The sequence below is a fragment of the Streptomyces sp. NPDC002817 genome (assembly GCF_053592055.1).
In genome coordinates, this window is sequence record NZ_JBSFUY010000005.1 from 1 (window position 1) to 15,356 (window position 15,356).

The 15,356-nt window shown below is 67.9% G+C and carries 15 protein-coding genes and 3 pseudogenes; 9 read left to right on the forward strand and 9 right to left on the reverse strand.

Annotated features, from left to right (window positions below; genetic code table 11):
* A pseudogene (locus tag ACWD3I_RS11385) lies at window positions 1-290 on the reverse strand (hypothetical protein); the annotation flags it as partial.
* A gap of 380 nt (window positions 291-670) precedes the next feature.
* Between ACWD3I_RS11385 and ACWD3I_RS11390 the strand changes: the two are divergent.
* Window positions 671-886, forward strand: a complete 216-nt coding sequence (locus ACWD3I_RS11390; RefSeq protein ID WP_365414169.1) for a LuxR C-terminal-related transcriptional regulator — start codon at window positions 671-673, stop codon at window positions 884-886.
* A gap of 68 nt (window positions 887-954) precedes the next feature.
* Here ACWD3I_RS11390 and ACWD3I_RS11395 read toward each other — a convergent pair whose 3' ends face one another.
* Window positions 955-1,395, reverse strand: a complete 441-nt coding sequence (locus ACWD3I_RS11395; RefSeq protein ID WP_365414167.1) for a hypothetical protein — start codon at window positions 1,393-1,395, stop codon at window positions 955-957.
* 300 nt (window positions 1,396-1,695) lie between these two features.
* On the opposite strand from ACWD3I_RS11395, the gene ACWD3I_RS11400 reads away from it, so the two are divergent.
* Entirely contained in the window at window positions 1,696-2,076 is a 381-nt protein-coding gene (locus ACWD3I_RS11400; protein ID WP_365414165.1) for a hypothetical protein, read from the forward strand.
* Between the two features lie 13 nt (window positions 2,077-2,089).
* Complete coding sequence (locus ACWD3I_RS11405) at window positions 2,090-2,473, forward strand: hypothetical protein (protein ID WP_365414163.1); 384 nt, start codon at window positions 2,090-2,092, stop codon at window positions 2,471-2,473.
* Window positions 2,474-2,532: 59 nt separating this feature from the next.
* Here the strand turns inward: ACWD3I_RS11405 and ACWD3I_RS11410 are convergent, their stop codons facing one another.
* Window positions 2,533-4,854, reverse strand: a complete 2,322-nt coding sequence (locus ACWD3I_RS11410) for a transglycosylase domain-containing protein (RefSeq protein WP_365391866.1) — start codon at window positions 4,852-4,854, stop codon at window positions 2,533-2,535.
* A 260-nt stretch (window positions 4,855-5,114) separates the two neighbouring features.
* Here ACWD3I_RS11410 and ACWD3I_RS11415 point away from each other — a divergent pair, with 260 nt between their 5' ends.
* The 5 genes from ACWD3I_RS11415 to ACWD3I_RS11435 all read left to right on the forward strand — a co-directional run bounded on the left by ACWD3I_RS11415 (window position 5,115) and on the right by ACWD3I_RS11435 (window position 9,925).
* Entirely contained in the window at window positions 5,115-6,047 is a 933-nt protein-coding gene (locus ACWD3I_RS11415) for an SPFH domain-containing protein (RefSeq protein WP_046262357.1), read from the forward strand.
* On the forward strand, window positions 6,044-6,277 hold the full coding sequence (locus ACWD3I_RS11420) for a hypothetical protein (protein WP_095046857.1): 234 nt from the start codon (window positions 6,044-6,046) through the stop codon (window positions 6,275-6,277). Before ACWD3I_RS11415 ends, ACWD3I_RS11420 begins: the two co-directional genes overlap by 4 nt.
* A gap of 116 nt (window positions 6,278-6,393) precedes the next feature.
* Window positions 6,394-6,918, forward strand: a complete 525-nt coding sequence (locus ACWD3I_RS11425; protein WP_266822519.1) for a PadR family transcriptional regulator — start codon at window positions 6,394-6,396, stop codon at window positions 6,916-6,918.
* Window positions 6,915-7,601: an ABC transporter ATP-binding protein gene (locus ACWD3I_RS11430; RefSeq protein WP_365391870.1), complete on the forward strand. Its 687-nt coding sequence runs from the start codon at window positions 6,915-6,917 to the stop codon at window positions 7,599-7,601. The genes ACWD3I_RS11425 and ACWD3I_RS11430 overlap by 4 nt, the downstream gene beginning before the upstream one ends.
* A complete protein-coding gene (locus tag ACWD3I_RS11435; protein WP_365391872.1) occupies window positions 7,598-9,925 on the forward strand; it encodes an ABC transporter permease in 2,328 nt (775 codons plus the stop codon). Before ACWD3I_RS11430 ends, ACWD3I_RS11435 begins: the two co-directional genes overlap by 4 nt.
* A gap of 51 nt (window positions 9,926-9,976) precedes the next feature.
* On the opposite strand, the gene ACWD3I_RS11440 is transcribed toward ACWD3I_RS11435, so the two are convergent.
* The 4 genes and pseudogenes from ACWD3I_RS11440 to ACWD3I_RS11455 all read right to left on the reverse strand — a co-directional run.
* Window positions 9,977-10,405 (reverse strand): hypothetical protein, encoded by a 429-nt coding sequence (locus tag ACWD3I_RS11440; protein WP_046262352.1) that lies wholly within the window; start codon window positions 10,403-10,405, stop codon window positions 9,977-9,979.
* Window positions 10,406-10,409: 4 nt separating this feature from the next.
* A complete protein-coding gene (locus tag ACWD3I_RS11445; protein WP_046262351.1) occupies window positions 10,410-10,796 on the reverse strand; it encodes a roadblock/LC7 domain-containing protein in 387 nt (128 codons plus the stop codon).
* 78 nt (window positions 10,797-10,874) lie between these two features.
* Window positions 10,875-11,729: a MarR family transcriptional regulator gene (locus ACWD3I_RS11450; protein WP_365391875.1), complete on the reverse strand. Its 855-nt coding sequence runs from the start codon at window positions 11,727-11,729 to the stop codon at window positions 10,875-10,877.
* Between the two features lie 169 nt (window positions 11,730-11,898).
* A pseudogene (locus ACWD3I_RS11455) lies at window positions 11,899-12,537 on the reverse strand (LysR substrate-binding domain-containing protein); the annotation flags it as partial.
* A 20-nt stretch (window positions 12,538-12,557) separates the two neighbouring features.
* On the opposite strand from ACWD3I_RS11455, the pseudogene ACWD3I_RS11460 reads away from it, so the two are divergent.
* Window positions 12,558-13,038, forward strand: a pseudogene (locus tag ACWD3I_RS11460) (carboxymuconolactone decarboxylase family protein).
* Here ACWD3I_RS11460 and ACWD3I_RS11465 read toward each other — a convergent pair.
* Both ACWD3I_RS11465 and ACWD3I_RS11470 read right to left on the reverse strand, forming a co-directional pair.
* A complete protein-coding gene (locus tag ACWD3I_RS11465; protein WP_365391877.1) occupies window positions 13,035-14,390 on the reverse strand; it encodes an AI-2E family transporter in 1,356 nt (451 codons plus the stop codon). The pseudogene ACWD3I_RS11460 and the gene ACWD3I_RS11465 overlap by 4 nt on opposite strands.
* A 152-nt stretch (window positions 14,391-14,542) precedes the next feature.
* A complete protein-coding gene (locus ACWD3I_RS11470) occupies window positions 14,543-15,244 on the reverse strand; it encodes an aggregation-promoting factor C-terminal-like domain-containing protein (protein WP_365391879.1) in 702 nt (233 codons plus the stop codon).
* Between the last annotated feature and the right edge of the window lie 112 nt (window positions 15,245-15,356).

Consider the following 15,356-nt stretch of genomic DNA (forward strand, 5'->3'; position numbering starts at 1 on the left):
TGGTCCGCCTCGAACCCCGGCTCGACCAGCGACGCCAGCGTCTTCCAGGCGTAACCGCTCTTCTCCGTCGCGGTCAGCAGATGGAAGCCCTGGGCATCACCGGTGGTCGTCCACGCGATGTCGGACGACGACTTGTAGTCCTCGCCGAGCATGTCGACACGCTCACCCGCGGGCACCGAATCCGGGCCGGGCTCGGCCGACGCCTTGGTGCCGGCACTTGGTGAGGACTCGCTCTCCGCCCAGGCCGTGGCCTGGAGCAGCCCCGTCAGCACGCTGCCGGCCGCTATCACGGCCAGCGGAGCTCTTAAACGTCTGTGCAATCTCAAAGAACGCCCTCTCATCGAGAGACTTCGCCCAATAGGCAGATCCGCCGATATGACATCACGAATCAGATCGCGAAATACCTTTCGACGAGCGGCGTATTTACGCCCGCTTTCCCCACCGCACAGCACTCAATGCACGAGCAAACGAACGAAAACATCCAAAGCGCGCCCAAACCGGGGCGAAGCAGCAACCGCATGACGCAATTACGCCAACCGTTTGCCCGAGTACACCCCATTAACGAACATTAAAGATCTTGCCTGCGTTAACTATCTCTATGTAATGTCTATGGGTGTGGGGCATCAACGTCATGAGCCGATGACATTGTCGACCGACGGGGGGATCAGGAGTGATCGAACAGGTCTGTACAGACCACGTTGACCTGGAAATTCTCCGCCTCATGCGGAACGGTTTACCGGACCAGGCGATCGCTCAACATCTCGCGCTGGGGCACCGGACAGTGCAACGCAGGGTGACCCGGCTGATGGTGCAACTCGAAGCCCGGGGACGTTTTGCTCTGGGTTTGCGGGTGAGCGAACTCGGCCTTCTGAATGAAGCGGCCTGACGCACTCGGGAGAGAGTGTTCTCCACTCTCTCCCAAGTGTTTCTCCAGGGCTTCTCGCGTTCAGCGCGTCACGGACACTTTTTGGCCGCGTACAGTCGCACTTCGGCCGACGCCTTGAACTCCGCTCCCGCCGGTGGCTGCTGGGTGCACACCTGCCAGCCCGCCAGGGACTTGGGCTCAGCGACCGGCGTCTGGGGATCGGCGGCATTGAACACCTTCAGACGGTCCGGGTGGTACCCGGTCATGAGTGCCGCCAAGAGGGAATCGTCGACGCGGTTCCCAACCAGGTTCGAGAACCGTGGAGCCGCTGCCTTCGCGCCCAGCTTATCCGGGCACTTCTCTGACTTCGGTACGGCATACAGATGCACGGCCTGAAGCTTTGGAACTTCCTTCCTGAAGCATGCGACATATCCATCGACCTTGCCGTGATAGACATACCGGCCGAGATTCGTGGCGTCCTTGAGGGCAAACCCCTTACCGGCATCAGCCACATCCTCCATCGCGGCCATCAGCTTTTCCCCGGACGGTTCCCTTCGTACCTCCTGAGCAGCACTCGCACTGCTACCGGAACCACTCGGCTCGTCGCTTTCGCTGTGTCCGCAACCGACAACCAGTGCCGAAACCACAAAAATCAGGGTGGCCGGACTCGCACTCCGCAGTCTCTTCATGCCCGCCTTCACGCAATGGGTCCACTTTACGCCACCATCGTAAATAGGCAGCGTGCCAGAAACAACGCCTTATATGGTTTCCGTGGATCATCGATCCGCAACCGTTCGACCGGTCAATCGACCAGAGAAGAGGAATACATCGTGAGGCCACTCGCGCGTATTACCGTTATCGGCGCCATCGCGGCAGCCGTCGCTACCGCCACGACCACCGTCGCCGTCGCCGAGGACACGACGGTCTACAGCGCCGGACTGGGCGCCAAGGTGCGCTTCGTAGCCTACGGCGACCACTTGTACATCACCGACGAGATAGCCGACGGACACTCGGCCGTCGGCACGTACCAGCTCGGCAGCCAGTACTTCTACTGGAACCGCGAGGGCGAGGGCACCACCCGCCACGTGAACCTCGACCTACCGGAGAACAGATACTTCTCGGTGGGCGCGATGCTGGGCGAGTGGGAAGGCACCCCCACCGGCGGCCTCATGTGGAACACGATCAGCACGGAAGACATCTGGACGTCTTGAGGAGGGGCACCTCATGAGATCGCTCGCGCGCATGACCGTTGTCGGCGCCATCGCGGCCGCCGTTGCCACGGCGACGACCACTGCCGCTGTCGCCCAGGACGGAACCGTCTACAGCGCCGGCGGGGCGCAGGCCAAAGTACGTTGGGTGGCGGACGGCGACCACATGTACATCACCGACCAGATAGCCGACGGACACTCGGCCGTCGGGATGTACCAGTTCGACGACACGTATTTCTACTGGAATCGGGAGGGCCAGGGGACCACACGCCATGTGAACCTCGACCTCCCGGAGAACAGGCCGCTCCCGGTCGGCGCCATGATCGGCGAGTGGGAGGGCACTGCCACCGGCGGGCTCTTCTGGAACACGCTCAGCACGATCGATCTCTCGACTTCCTGAGCACCCCGCATGTGTGAAGGGGCGCCCGGCATCTCGCCGGGCGCCCCTTCACTGCTGCGCTACTGGTCGTCCCCCGGGTCCACCGGGTCCTCCGGAATGCCGTCCGTCGGCGGCTTCGTCGTCGGGGTCTGCGTGGGCGTCTGCGTCGGAGTCTGGGTCGGGGTCTGCGTGGGCGTCTGCGTCGGAGTCTGGGTGGGCGTCTGCGTCGGTGGCTTCGTCGTCGGCGTCTGCGTGGGCGTCTGCGTCGGAGTCCGGGTCGGGGTCTGCGTCGGCGTCCACGTCGGCTCGACCGCCGCGCCCTGGTCGGTGTCCAGGTCGAACTCGGCGGACGTGGACGTCACACCGAACATGTACGCCGACCAGATCTGTGCCGGGAAGCCACCGCCGTTGACGCGGTCCTCGCCGCCGGCGCCGTACATCTCGACCTGTCCCGGTTTCTTATGGTTCTCGCCGAACAGGCCGACCGAGGTGACCAGGTCCGGGGTGTAGCCGGTGAACCAGGCCGACTTGTTGTCGTCGGACGTACCCGTCTTGCCCGCGACCTCCTGGCCGTCGCGCTTGGGATTCTCACGGACGGACCTCTGGGCCGTACCGTCGTCGACCACGCCGGTCAGCACCGAGGTCACCGTGTCGGCGGTCTCGCGGCTGATGACCTGCTCGCCGATCGGGTCGGGCATCTCGACCTCGCTGCCGTTGCGCTCGGCCGACTTGATGATGGTCGGGGTGACCTTCTTGCCGTGGTTGTCGAGGGTGGCGTAGACCCCGGCCATCTGGATCGGGCTCGCGCCCATCGTGCCCAGGGTGTAGGCGGGCAGCGCCTTCAGGTCACCGGTGTCCATGCCGAGGTCGGCGGCGGTCTTGAGGACCTTGTCCATGCCGACGTCGACGCCCAACTGCGCGAAGACGGAGTTGATGGACTTGTTCATCGCCGTCTGGACGGTGACGTCGCCGTAGTCCCGGTCGTCCTCGTTCTCCGGGGCGAAGGCGATGTCGCTGCCCTCGACGGGACGCTTGCTGGTGCCGTCGTAGACCGTGCTCGTGGTGATCTTCTTGTCGTCCTGGGTCACCGCGCCGTCCTCCAGGGCGGCGGCCAGGATGACCGGCTTGAACGTCGACGCGGGCTGGTAGTCCACGCGGTTGGCGTTGTTGTAGGAGTGCTTGATGTAGTCCACGCCGCCGTAAAGAGCGACGATCTTCCCCGTCTTGGGGTCGACGGAGACGGCACCCGCCTGGATGTTCTTGTCGACCGTCCGCTTGTCCGGATCCAGCTTGTCGGTCAGTTGGGTCTTGACCGCCTTCTCCAGCTGGGCCTGCTTCTTCTTGTCGATGTTCAGGGTGATGGTCCAGCCACCCCTGTCGTACTGGGCCAGCGCCTCGTCCTCGGTGAGGCCGTCCGTGCTCATCAGCTGTTTGACGAGCTGCTGCTTGGCGAGCTTGACGAAGTAGCCCTTCTGCCCCTTGAGACCGGACTCGGCCTTGGGCTCCTTGGGGGTCGGGAACTCCATCTCCGCGCGCTTCGAGGCGTCCAGCCAGTTTTCCTCGACCATGTTGTCCAGGACGTAGTTCCAGCGCTGCTTGACCAGCTTCTTGCTGTAGTCCGAGGCGGTGGCCCAGTCGTACTGGCTCGGCGCCTGCAGCAGCGCGGCGAGATAGGCGCCCTGCTGGACGCTCAGATCCTCGGCGTCGACGCGGTAGTAGGCCTGCGCGGCGGCCTGGATGCCGTAGGCGGTACGGCCGTAGTAGCTGGTGTTGATGTAGCCCGCGAGGATCTCGTCCTTGGACTTCTGGCGGTCCACCTTGAGCGAGATCACCAGCTCCCTGAGCTTGCGGGTGACCGTCTGGTCCTGGGTGAGGTAGTAGTTCTTGACGTACTGCTGGGTGATCGTCGAACCACCCTGCTTGCCCTTGCCGGACAGCGTGTTGAGCAGACCGCGGGCGGTGCCCTTCAGGTCGACGCCGGAGTCCTGGTAGAAGGACTTGTTCTCGGCGGCGACGAAGGTGAGCTGGACCTTCTTGGGGATCTTGGCGAGGTCCACGGTCTCGCGGTTCACCTTGCCGTCCCGGACCAGGACGTCGCCGTTGCCGTACTTGATGGTGTTGCTCTGGAGCTCGGCCTGCGCGTTCCCCTCGGGGACCTGCACCATCATGTACAGGACGATGAAGGCGCCGATGCCGAGCAGGCAGAAACCGAGGAACGTGCCGAGGATCTTCTTCCAGGTGAAGATCCGGCGTATGAGGCTTTTGTCGCCGCCACCCGAAGCCCGGGACGAGGCCCCGGTCGAAGCCCCGGTCGAAGCGCTGGCCGCCCTCGACGAACGGCCCTTGGGCGCGGCGCGGCGACCGCCGCGCTGCCGCGCTCGTCTTTCTTCCGCTCGTCCCATGGGTCCGTTCCGCTCCGCTTCGCTCGTGTGTGCGCACGCGTCACACAGGTTCGCCGCTCAGGTCAGCTCAGAAAGCTAACACCGGGAGATGTGACAAAGGGCGGCCGATCCGGTCTTTTGCGGACGTGACAATCAGCACCCGTTCCTTAGGGAACTGACGAGCGAGGGGTGTGAAGGGTTGCCTTCGAGGGTAAAAGTGTTATCACTTAGATAGAACAGAGATGTCTGTACGAGAGCATTCAGGAACCGGGGGACCACCCATGACCACCCACGACGACACCACCGTCGACGTACCCGACATGCCCGCCCCACGTGTGCGGGAGTTCACCGCCCACAGCATCGGCGGCGGACTCGCCCTGCTCCTCGGGCTGCTGGGACTGTTCGCGGGCGCCGGAATGATTGCGGGCGCTACGGCGGTCTCGGCGACCGGCGGGAAGGCGGCGCTGATCGTCGGCGGGATCCTGGTCGGTCTCGCCGCGTTTCTCGCCATGTGCGGGCTGAACACGGTGGCGCCGGGCGAGGCACGGGTCGTGCAGCTCTTCGGGCGCTACCGGGGGACGATCCGGCAGGACGGACTGCGCTGGGTGAACCCCTTCACCTCGCGCACCAAGATCTCGACGCGGGTGCGCAACCACGAGACGGCCGTCCTGAAGGTCAACGACGCCTACGGCAACCCGATCGAGCTCGCCGCGGTCGTGGTGTGGCGGATCGAGGACACCGCGCAGGCCACCTTCGAGGTGGACGACTACATCGAGTTCGTCTCCACCCAGACCGAGGCGGCCGTCCGGCACATCGCCATCGAGTACCCCTACGACGCCCACGAGGAGAGCGGACTCTCCCTGCGCGGCAACGCCGAGGAGATCACCGAGAAGCTCGCCCTCGAACTGCACGCGCGCGTGGAGGCGGCCGGCGTCGAGATCATCGAGTCCCGCTTCACCCACCTCGCCTACGCTCCCGAGATCGCCTCGGCGATGCTCCAGCGGCAGCAGGCCGGGGCGATCGTCGCGGCGCGGCGGCAGATCGTGGACGGGGCGGTCGGGATGGTCGAGGCGGCGCTCGCCCGGATCAGCGAGCAGGGCATCGTGGAGCTGGACGACGAACGCAAGGCGGCGATGGTGTCGAACCTGATGGTGGTGTTGTGCGGGGACCGCGCGGCACAGCCCGTCCTGAACACGGGGACCCTCTACCAGTGACGGAGGAGTCCGCGCCGAAGCGGCGGCCGCAGCAGCGCAAGCAGGTGCTGCTGCGGCTGGACCCGTCGGTGTACGAGGCGCTGGCCCGGTGGGCCGGGGACGAGCTGCGGTCGGCGAACGCGCAGATCGAGTTCCTGTTGCGGAAGGCACTGGCGGACGCGGGGCGGCTGCCGGGCGAGGCCGGGCCCATTCCGCGCCGGGGGCGGCCACCGGTGGATCCGGAGGCCTGAGATCCGTGTAGCAGAACCGTGACAATCACCCCTCACCTGCGGTTCAGCACCCACTCGCGCGATCTACACACTCGACGTATACATGCCGTGTATACGCCGCGTGTACAGTCCTCCGCATGTCCATCGGTCACACCCTTTTGGGACTCCTGGAGTCCGGACCCCGCCACGGCTACGACCTGAAGCGGGCCTTCGACGAGAAGTTCGGTCACGACCGGCCCCTGCACTACGGCCAGGTCTATTCGACGATGTCCCGCCTGCTGAAGAACGGGCTCGTCGAGGTCGACGGCATCGAGGCCGGCGGCGGGCCCGAGCGCAAGCGGTACGCGATCACCGAGGCCGGCATCACCGACGTACAGCGATGGCTGGCCACGCCGGAGAAGCCCGAGCCGTATCTGCAGTCGACGCTGTACACGAAGGTCGTCCTGGCGCTGCTCACGCACCGCGACGCCGCCGACATCCTCGACACGCAGCGCTCGGAGCATCTGCGGATGATGCGGATCCTCACCGACCGGAAGCGGAAGGGGGACCTCGCCGATCAACTCATCTGCGACCACGCCCTGTTCCATCTCGAAGCAGATCTGCGCTGGCTGGAACTGACCGCCGCGCGTCTCGACAAGCTCGCACAGGTGGTGGCCGAATGACTCCCGCTGGTTCCCTGCTCGTGGCCGACGACCTGCGCAAGGCGTACGGCCCGACCCTGGCGCTCGACGGCGCCCAGTTCTCCATCCACCCGGGGGAGGTCGTCGCCGTGATGGGCCCCTCCGGGTCCGGCAAGTCCACGCTGCTGCACTGTCTCGCCGGGATCGTGACGCCCGACTCGGGCTCGATCATGTACGGCGGGCGCGAGATGGCGACGATGAACGACGCCCAGCGCAGCGAGCTGCGGCGCTCCCAGTTCGGGTTCGTCTTCCAGTTCGGCCAGCTCGTCCCCGAGCTGACCTGTGTGGAGAACGTCGCCCTGCCGCTGCGACTCAACGGCACCTCCCGCAAGGAGGCCGAGCGGACCGCCCTGACATGGATGGAGCGGCTGGAGGTCGACGACCTGAAGAAGAAGCGGCCGGGTGAGGTCTCCGGTGGTCAGGGGCAACGTGTCGCCGTGGCACGGTCGTTGGTGACCAGCCCCCGCGTGCTGTTCGCCGACGAGCCCACCGGCGCGCTCGACTCGCTCAACGGCGAGCGCGTGATGGAACTCCTCACCGAGGCCGCGCGGTCCACCAACGCGGCCGTCGTACTGGTCACGCACGAGGCGCGGGTGGCGGCCTACTCCGACCGCGAGATCGTCGTACGGGACGGGAAGTCCCGGGACATGGAGCGAGTCGTATGAGGCAGTGGACGCGGGACCTCGGTATGGGGGTCAGGTTCGCGTTCGCCGGGGGACGTGAGGGCTGGGTCCGGGTCGTACTGACGGCCGTCGGTGTGGGGCTCGGCGTGGCGCTGCTGCTGCTGACGACCGCGATCCCGAACGCGATGGCGGCACGCGGCGACCGGGAGGACGCACGGGCCGACTCGGCGTTCAGCGCGACCCCGCTGAAGAAGGCCGACGACACCCTGGTCGTCGCCTCCGTCGGCACGACGTACCACGACAAGAGCGTGCGAGGGCGGGAGCTGGAGCCCGAAGGGGCGAAGGCGCCGCTGCCGCCGGGGGTGCGGAGGTTCCCGGCGGTGGGCGAGATGGTGGTCTCCCCCGCCCTCAAGAAGCTCCTGGAGTCGGACGACGGCAAGTTGCTGCGCGAGCGGCTGCCCGACCGGATCGTGGGCACCATCGGGGAGAGCGGACTGGTCGGCTCGGCCGAACTCGCCTTCTACCGGGGCGCCGAGGGGCTCGCGGCGAACATCAACACCTTCCACGCGGAGCGCATCGACAAGTTCGGGAACCCGGACCCGAACCCGTCGGACCGGATGGACCCGGTCCTGCTGCTGTTGATCCTCGTCGTCTTCATCGTGCTGCTGATGCCCGTGGCGGTCTTCATCGCCGCGGCCGTACGGTTCGGCGGTGAACGACGGGACCGGCGGCTCGCGGCGCTGCGCCTGGTGGGCTCCGACGCGCGGATGACCCGGCGGATCGCGGCGGGCGAGGCGCTCGCGGGGGCCGCGGTGGGCGTGGTCTTCGGCGCGGCGTTCTTCCTGGGCGCCCGGGAGTTCGTGGGCTCGGTCGAGGTCTTCGACATCAGCGTCTTCCCGAGCTATCTCAACCCGTCGCCGCTGCTGGCCCTGCTGGTGGCCATCGCGGTTCCGGCGGCGGCCGTGGTCGTCACCCAACTCGCCCTGCGCGGTGTGGTGATCGAGCCGCTCGGTGTGGTGCGGACGGCGAAGCCCGCGCGGCGCCGGCTGTGGTGGCGGCTGCTGCTGCCGGTGGGCGGCATCGCGATGCTCTACCCGATGATCGGCCAGGGCAACGACGGCGGCGACTTCAACCAGTACCTCGTCACCGGCGGTGTCGTGCTGCTGCTCGTCGGAATCACCGCACTGCTGCCCTGGGTCGTCGAGGCGGTCGTCGCCCGGCTCGGCGCGGGTCCGGTGGCCTGGCAACTGGCCGTGCGCAGGCTCCAGTTGAGCAGCGGTACGGCGGCCCGCATGGTCAACGGCATCGCGGTGGCGGTGGCGGGTGCGATCGCGCTCCAGATGCTGTTCGCGGGCGTCGAGGGCGACTACACGGAGCCCACCGGCAAGGACGTGTCCCGCGCCCAGATGCAGGTGCAGGTGCCGACCGGGGTCTCCCTCGCGGCGACGCAGGCGAAGTTCGAGGCGACCCGGGGCGTCAAGAGCACCCTCGCGCTGTCCTCGGGATACCTCGGCGAGAAGCCCAAGGACCCCGAGAAGTGGGCCCAGGTGAACGTCGGCGACTGCGCGTCCCTGCGCGCGATGGCGAAGCTGCCCTCGTGCCGGGACGGCGACGTCTTCCTCGTCAAGGGCGGTGAGTACGACTACGACACTTCCGAACTGGTGAAGCAGGGGCGCACGCTCTGGTTCGACGGGTCCAGCCGCGCCGAGCCGGTGGCGTCGACCGCCTGGCCCGTGCCGAAGAACCTGAAGGAGGCCCAGTCGATCGAGGACCCGACGGGCATGAAGAACGGCGGCCTCCTGATGACGCCGAGCGCCCTGCCCAAGGGAGCCGAGAAGACCATCTCCGGGGACCTGTATCTGCGGCTCGACGAGTCCCTGCCCGGCGTACGGGAGTACGTCCGCAACACGGCGGCGCGTATCGACCCGTACGACGAGCCCATGGTCTGGGTCTCCGAGGCACGCGACGACACGTACGAGTCCATCCGTACCGGCCTGTTCGTCGGCGCCGCCGCGGTCCTGGCACTGATCGGCGCGAGTCTGCTGGTCTCCCAGCTGGAGCAGCTCCGTGAACGCAAGAAGCTGCTGTCCGCCCTGATCGCCTTCGGCACCAAGCGCTCCACGCTGAGCCTGTCGGTGCTGTGGCAGACGGCGATCCCGGTCGGCCTCGGGCTCGTGCTGGCCTCGACGGTGGGGCTGACGCTCGGCATGGTCCTGCTGAAGATGACGAACACCCCGGTGTCCGTGGACTGGGCGAGCGTGCTGTCGATGACGGGCGCGGGCGCCGCGGTCGTCCTGGTGGTGACGCTGCTCAGCCTGCCGCCGCTGCTGCGGCTGATGCGGCCGGACGGGCTGCGCACGGAGTAGTCGGTACGACGGTGGGGCCCCTCCGGTTCGGGAGGGGCCCTTTCCGTGTGCTCAGAGGCTGTACTCCCGTACCACCCGCCGCACTTGGGCGAAGAGCATGCCCACGTTCACCGACTTCCGGCAGACCACCACGGCCACCACGTCCTGCTGCTCGTTCAACCGGATGAACAGGTGGGTGAGGTTCTCGCTGTTGACCAGGATCTCCTGGAAGAAGTGGTTGTCACCGCCCATCCCGCGGCGTTCCTTGAAGACGTCCTCGATCATCACGACCGTGCGGCCCTGGAACAGGTCGAGAGTCGCACCGGCCAGCAGGTCCAGGACCTCCGGCGGATGGTTCTCGACGGTCTCGTACGAAAGGAGCATGCCGGTGGACATGTCGACCACGCCCGAGGCGACACAGTCGGGGGCATCGGTACGCAGTGACTTGACCAGGCCCATCACCTGATCGGAGAAACCGGGGGTCATACGCTTCGTCGCCATCCCTTCAGACTCCTTCCGCTGCCTTGTGCGTGAGGATCGAGCCGATACGGTCGAGAGCGGGCTGGGTCGCCCGGTGCAGTCGGTCCACATCCATGCCCTCGTCGCCGAGGACGACCATCAAGGCGGTGTCGCCGACCGCGTAGAACGCCGCACAGCCGTGACTGCCGTACGTCACGGTCTGGCGCAGGGTGCCCCGGGCGGTCGCCTGGGCGGTGCGGCGGGCGAGACCGAGGCCGGCCGCGGCGAGGGCGGCGAGGCCCTCCGGATCGATGGAGTCGGCGGTGTCCGCCGCGATGAGCAGTCCGTCGGCGGCGGCGACCGCTGTGTCGGTGATGCCGGTCACCTGTTCGCGCAGTCCACGCATTTCCAGTGCCAGTGCTTCGTGATCCATGTATTCAACTCCCCTATTTCTGTTCGGATCTGTTCGGCTTCTTCATTCGAGGGCTCCTTTCGGGGCTCACTCGGGGGATCATTTGGGGGCTCCGTTTCGCAGCCGGAAGAATCCGCCGGGTTTACGGCGGGGCAGGGTGCCGGGGACAAGAGGCGGGGCGGTGGGAAGCGACGGATCGCGCTGCCGCACCCCCTGGCCGTCGGGGATGGGGCGGACCGGGATCGGGGTGGGAGCCGCGGCGCACTCCAGGAGCCCCTCGCCGAGCATCCGGGCCATCTCGACGGTGACGGTGTAGACGCCGCGCCCGGTACGGAAGGCCAGGTCACGGGCGGTGCTGCGGCCGTCGGCGTGGGTGAGCAGCTCGCGTTGGAGCGCGGTGAGAGGGCCGGCGTCCATGCCCGGGACCGGATGCGGGCGCTCCCGTTCGGGGTGCACGGGGTGCGGCAGCGCGGCCAGGGCGGTGAGCCTGCGGGCGCCCTCCTGGAGCAGCCGCTTCGACGCCTCGCCGACGGCGACCGTGGCGAACGGCTCGGTCTCGGCGACACGTTCACAGCCGTGCACCCGGCCGGCGAGGACGGCGAAGACCGCGTCGTGCAGCGCCATCACACACACGACCCTGAGCTGGGCGGCCCCGGCATGGCCGCGCGCGATCAGTCCGGCCGCCGGCCAGCGCGCGCCGCCCGACTCCCGTACCAGCGCGGCCCATTCCTCCCCGCTGACCCGGCCCGAGCGCAGCAGCAGCGCCTCGGGTCCGGGGGCGCCCGGACTCTGCGCGCCCACGACGAGCCCGTTGCGCAGATGGAGGGTGCCGCCGGGTGCTCCGGCCACTCTCAGCTCCCCGGTGAACTCCTCGCGCCCGCACAGCGTCAGGGCGTGCGCCAGCAGGTCGTGACCGACCTGATCGAGGTCGAGGGGGTCGCGAAGGCCCGACATCACTCCCCCTGGCATTTCGCACATACGCCTGGCGCGTAGCACTGAGGGGGGTATGTGTATCAGCCGTGAGGCATATTTCGGCCGGGTTATTCCGAGCTGCTCCCAGCTGACGGAAATTGAAACGTAGAGCCGTTCAATTCGCTTTGTTCGGCGCTCATTTGAACGATTCTCAGGCGACTGTCTCCGAACTGCCGACGAGCCTGACGGGCAGCGGCCGCAGCGCCTCCCGCAGTGCGGTGGCCAGTTCGCCGTACTCCGCACCGCGCGCCGCTCCCGTCCGCATGGCGAGGGCGATGCGGCGGGCCGGGGCGGGCTCGGCGAAGTAACCGGTGAGGAGCAGGGTGCCGCGGGACGTCTCGGCCTTGACGGCGGTCCGCGGCAGCAGCGTCACCCCGAGCCCGCCGACGACGAGTTGGACGAGCGTGGACAGTCCGGCGGCCGTGGTGGTGACGGGGGCGTCGGCCCGCCCGGCCTCCCGGCAGATGTCGAGGGCCTGGTCGCGCAGACAGTGCCCCTCGTCCAGCAGCAGCAGGCCGAGCTCCTTGAGCACCTCGCGGGTGATGCCCTCGCGGCCGCCGAGCGGGTGGCCGAGGGGCGTGACGAGCACGAAGTCCTCGTCGAAGAGCGGGAGTTCGACGACGCCGGGCACCCCGAGCGGCACGGCGAGCAGCAGCAGGTCGAGGCGGCCGGTGGTGAGGCCCTCGATGAGGCCGGCGGTCTGCTCCTCGTGGACGTGGAGGTCGAGGTGCGGGTAGCGGTCGTGGACCAGGTCGAGGACGGTGGGCAGGAGGTACGGCGCGACGGTCGGAGTACGCCAAGGACCTTCGCCTGAACCTCGGTTCGGTGATCGGCAACTCCGACCTGCCGGGCCAGCGGCTGTGGGGCACGGTACTGGCGACGGCCATCGCCTCCCGCTCCCCGAATCGTGCCGCGTGAGCTCGCCCCCGAGGCGAAGGCGAACCTGTCGCCGGAGGCCTGCACGGCGGCGAAGGCCGCGGCCGCGGGCAGGGCGATGAACAACGTCTTCTACCGCACCCGCCATCCGCTCTCGGACCACGAGTACGGCACCCTGGGCGCGGACCTGCGAAGGAACGTCATCGGCAACCCCGGCGTCGACAAGGTCGACTTCGAGCTCTGGACCTTCGCGGTCTCCGCCATCAACGGCTGCGGGATGTGCCTCGACTCCCACGAGCAGGTACCCCGCAAGGCGGGCGTCGACCGCGAGGTCATCCAGGAGTCCTTCAAGATCTCCTCGATCGTCCAGGCGATCGGCGTGACACTGGACGCGGAAGCGATCCTCGCCGACTAGTCCGACCCATGCTCCGGGCCTCGCTCACCCCTGGTGGGCGGGGCCTCCTTGGTGCCGGGGACGTCCGTCGGAGGGGACGCGGGGGCGACGTCCAACGCCGTGGCGCCCCGTGGGCGGGGTGACTGCTTCAGGGCCTGCTCCAGGGAGTACGACCGCAGATAGCCGACCACCGTGTTCGTCACCGCGACCAACGGCACCGCGACCACCGCACCGCCGATCCCCGCGACCATGCCGCCCGCGGCGACGGACAGGACCACGGCCAGCGGGTGGACCCGCACCGCGCGGCCCAGGATGAACGGCTGCAGGATGTGCCCCTCGATCTGCTGCACCGCCAGCACGACCGCCAGGGACATGACCGCCGTGAACACGCCCTGTGTCACCAGCGCGACCACCACCGCCAGCGCGCCCGAGACGACCGCGCCCACCAGCGGGATGAACGCGAACAGGAAGATGAAGACCGCCAGCGGAACGGCCATCGGGACACCCAGGAAGTAGATGCCGAGGCCGATGAAGATGGCGTCGATCAGAGCCACTATCACCGTGCCGCGCACATAGGCCGTCAGCGTGCGCCACGCGCGCGGACCCGCACCCGCGACGCCTGGCCGCGCCGCCGCCGGCACCAGCTTCAGCGTCCACTCCCAGATACGCTTGCCGTCGTAGAGCAGGAAGAGCGTCGAGAAGGCGGCGAGCAGGATGCCCGTCAGCGCCTCGACGACGACCGTCACACCTTCCAGACCGGCCGACGTGATCTGGTCCGTGTTCGCGCCGACCGCCTCCCGCAGGTTCTCGGCGATTTCGTTGATCTGCTTGTCCGTGACATGGAACGGGCTGTTGAGCAGCCAGTTGCGCAACTCGTCGATGCCGTCCTGGACCTGATCGGAGACGTTGTCGATGTTCTCCATGACCTGCCAGGTCACGAACCACCCGATCAGGCCCATCACGACGAAGCCGAGAATCGCGGTGAGCGCGGTCGCGAGGCCGCGCGGGACGCCGTAGCGCCGCAGCCACGCGACCGTCGGCTGGAGCAGCGCGGTGATCAGCAGCGCGGCCACGAAGGCGAGGACGACGAGTTGTACGGCGCTGATGACCCGCATGAGGACCCAGACCGTGCCCGCCAGGACGAGCAGTCGCCAGCCGGCCTCGGCGGCGACGCGCATGCCCCACGGGACCGCCTGCGCGGGATCGGGGCGGGGAGTCGCGGCGGGGGGTGCTTCGTCGGTGGGCGGCGGGGGCTCGTCGGGAGGCGAGACCTCCTCCTCGCGCTCCGCCTCCGCTCGGCGCTCGTCCAACCGGTCGCCCATCTCGGTCAGTCCGTGGCCGAGCCGACCGAGCCACTCAGGCACTCGCGACATGATCCGTGTCCGTCCCTTTCCCCCGTCTTTCCCCAGCACTCCCCCCTGGAGCCTGTGAGTCGTCCGTCAGACCGTACAACAGGGCGAAAGCCCCCCACCGTAGGACGGTGAGGGGCTGCGCGGGGTTGAGCGTCGGCCGGGGCCGGGCGGCTCTAGTACCAGTGGTTGGCCTGCCAGAAGGACCATGCCTCGCACGGGCTGCCGTAGCGGCTGTCCATGTAGTTGAGGCCCCACTTGATCTGGGTGGCCGGGTTGGTCTGCCAGTCCGAGCCCACGGAGGACATCTTGGAGCCGGGCAGAGCCTGGAAGAGACCGTAGGCGCCGGAGGAGGCGTTGACCGCCGTGTACTTCCAGCTGGACTCGTGGTCCACGATGTTGCTGAAGCACGTCCACTGACCGCTCGGCACCATCTGGCGCGCCATCGCCTGGATCTGCGCGATGGTGTACGAGCTCTGGACGGGGAAGCTGGAGGCGTCACGGGAGGCGGCGGCCTTGGCCTCGGCGCGCTCCTTGGCGTCCTGCGCCGCCTTCTCGGCGGCTTCCTTCTTCTCGACAGCGGACTTGGCAGCAGCCTTGCGAGCCGATTCCTCGGCGTCCTTCTTGGCGCTCGCGTCGGCAGCGATGGCCTGGACATTGGCCTGCTGCGTCAGGGACGCGGTCTGCACCTGGGCCTGCTGGCCCGCGGGTATGTCCGCGAGGAGCGTCGAATCGGCTACTGCCGCCTCGGCGTCGTTCGTCTGCGCGGTGCTGCCCGAGGCAACGCCGACGACGCTTCCGACAGCGGTGACCGCGGTGGCAGAGGCCACTGCGAATCCCCGGACCGAAATCGGACTCACACGGTTTCCTTCCAGCATCGCCCGCTTCGGTGACCCTGGCGGACGCAATCTTGCCCCTGGCGCTGACCTCCCAACTGCTGGGTCACGGGAGGTTCGGGCCCGGTGGGCAACTCCCGTGAGGGAGGCGCCG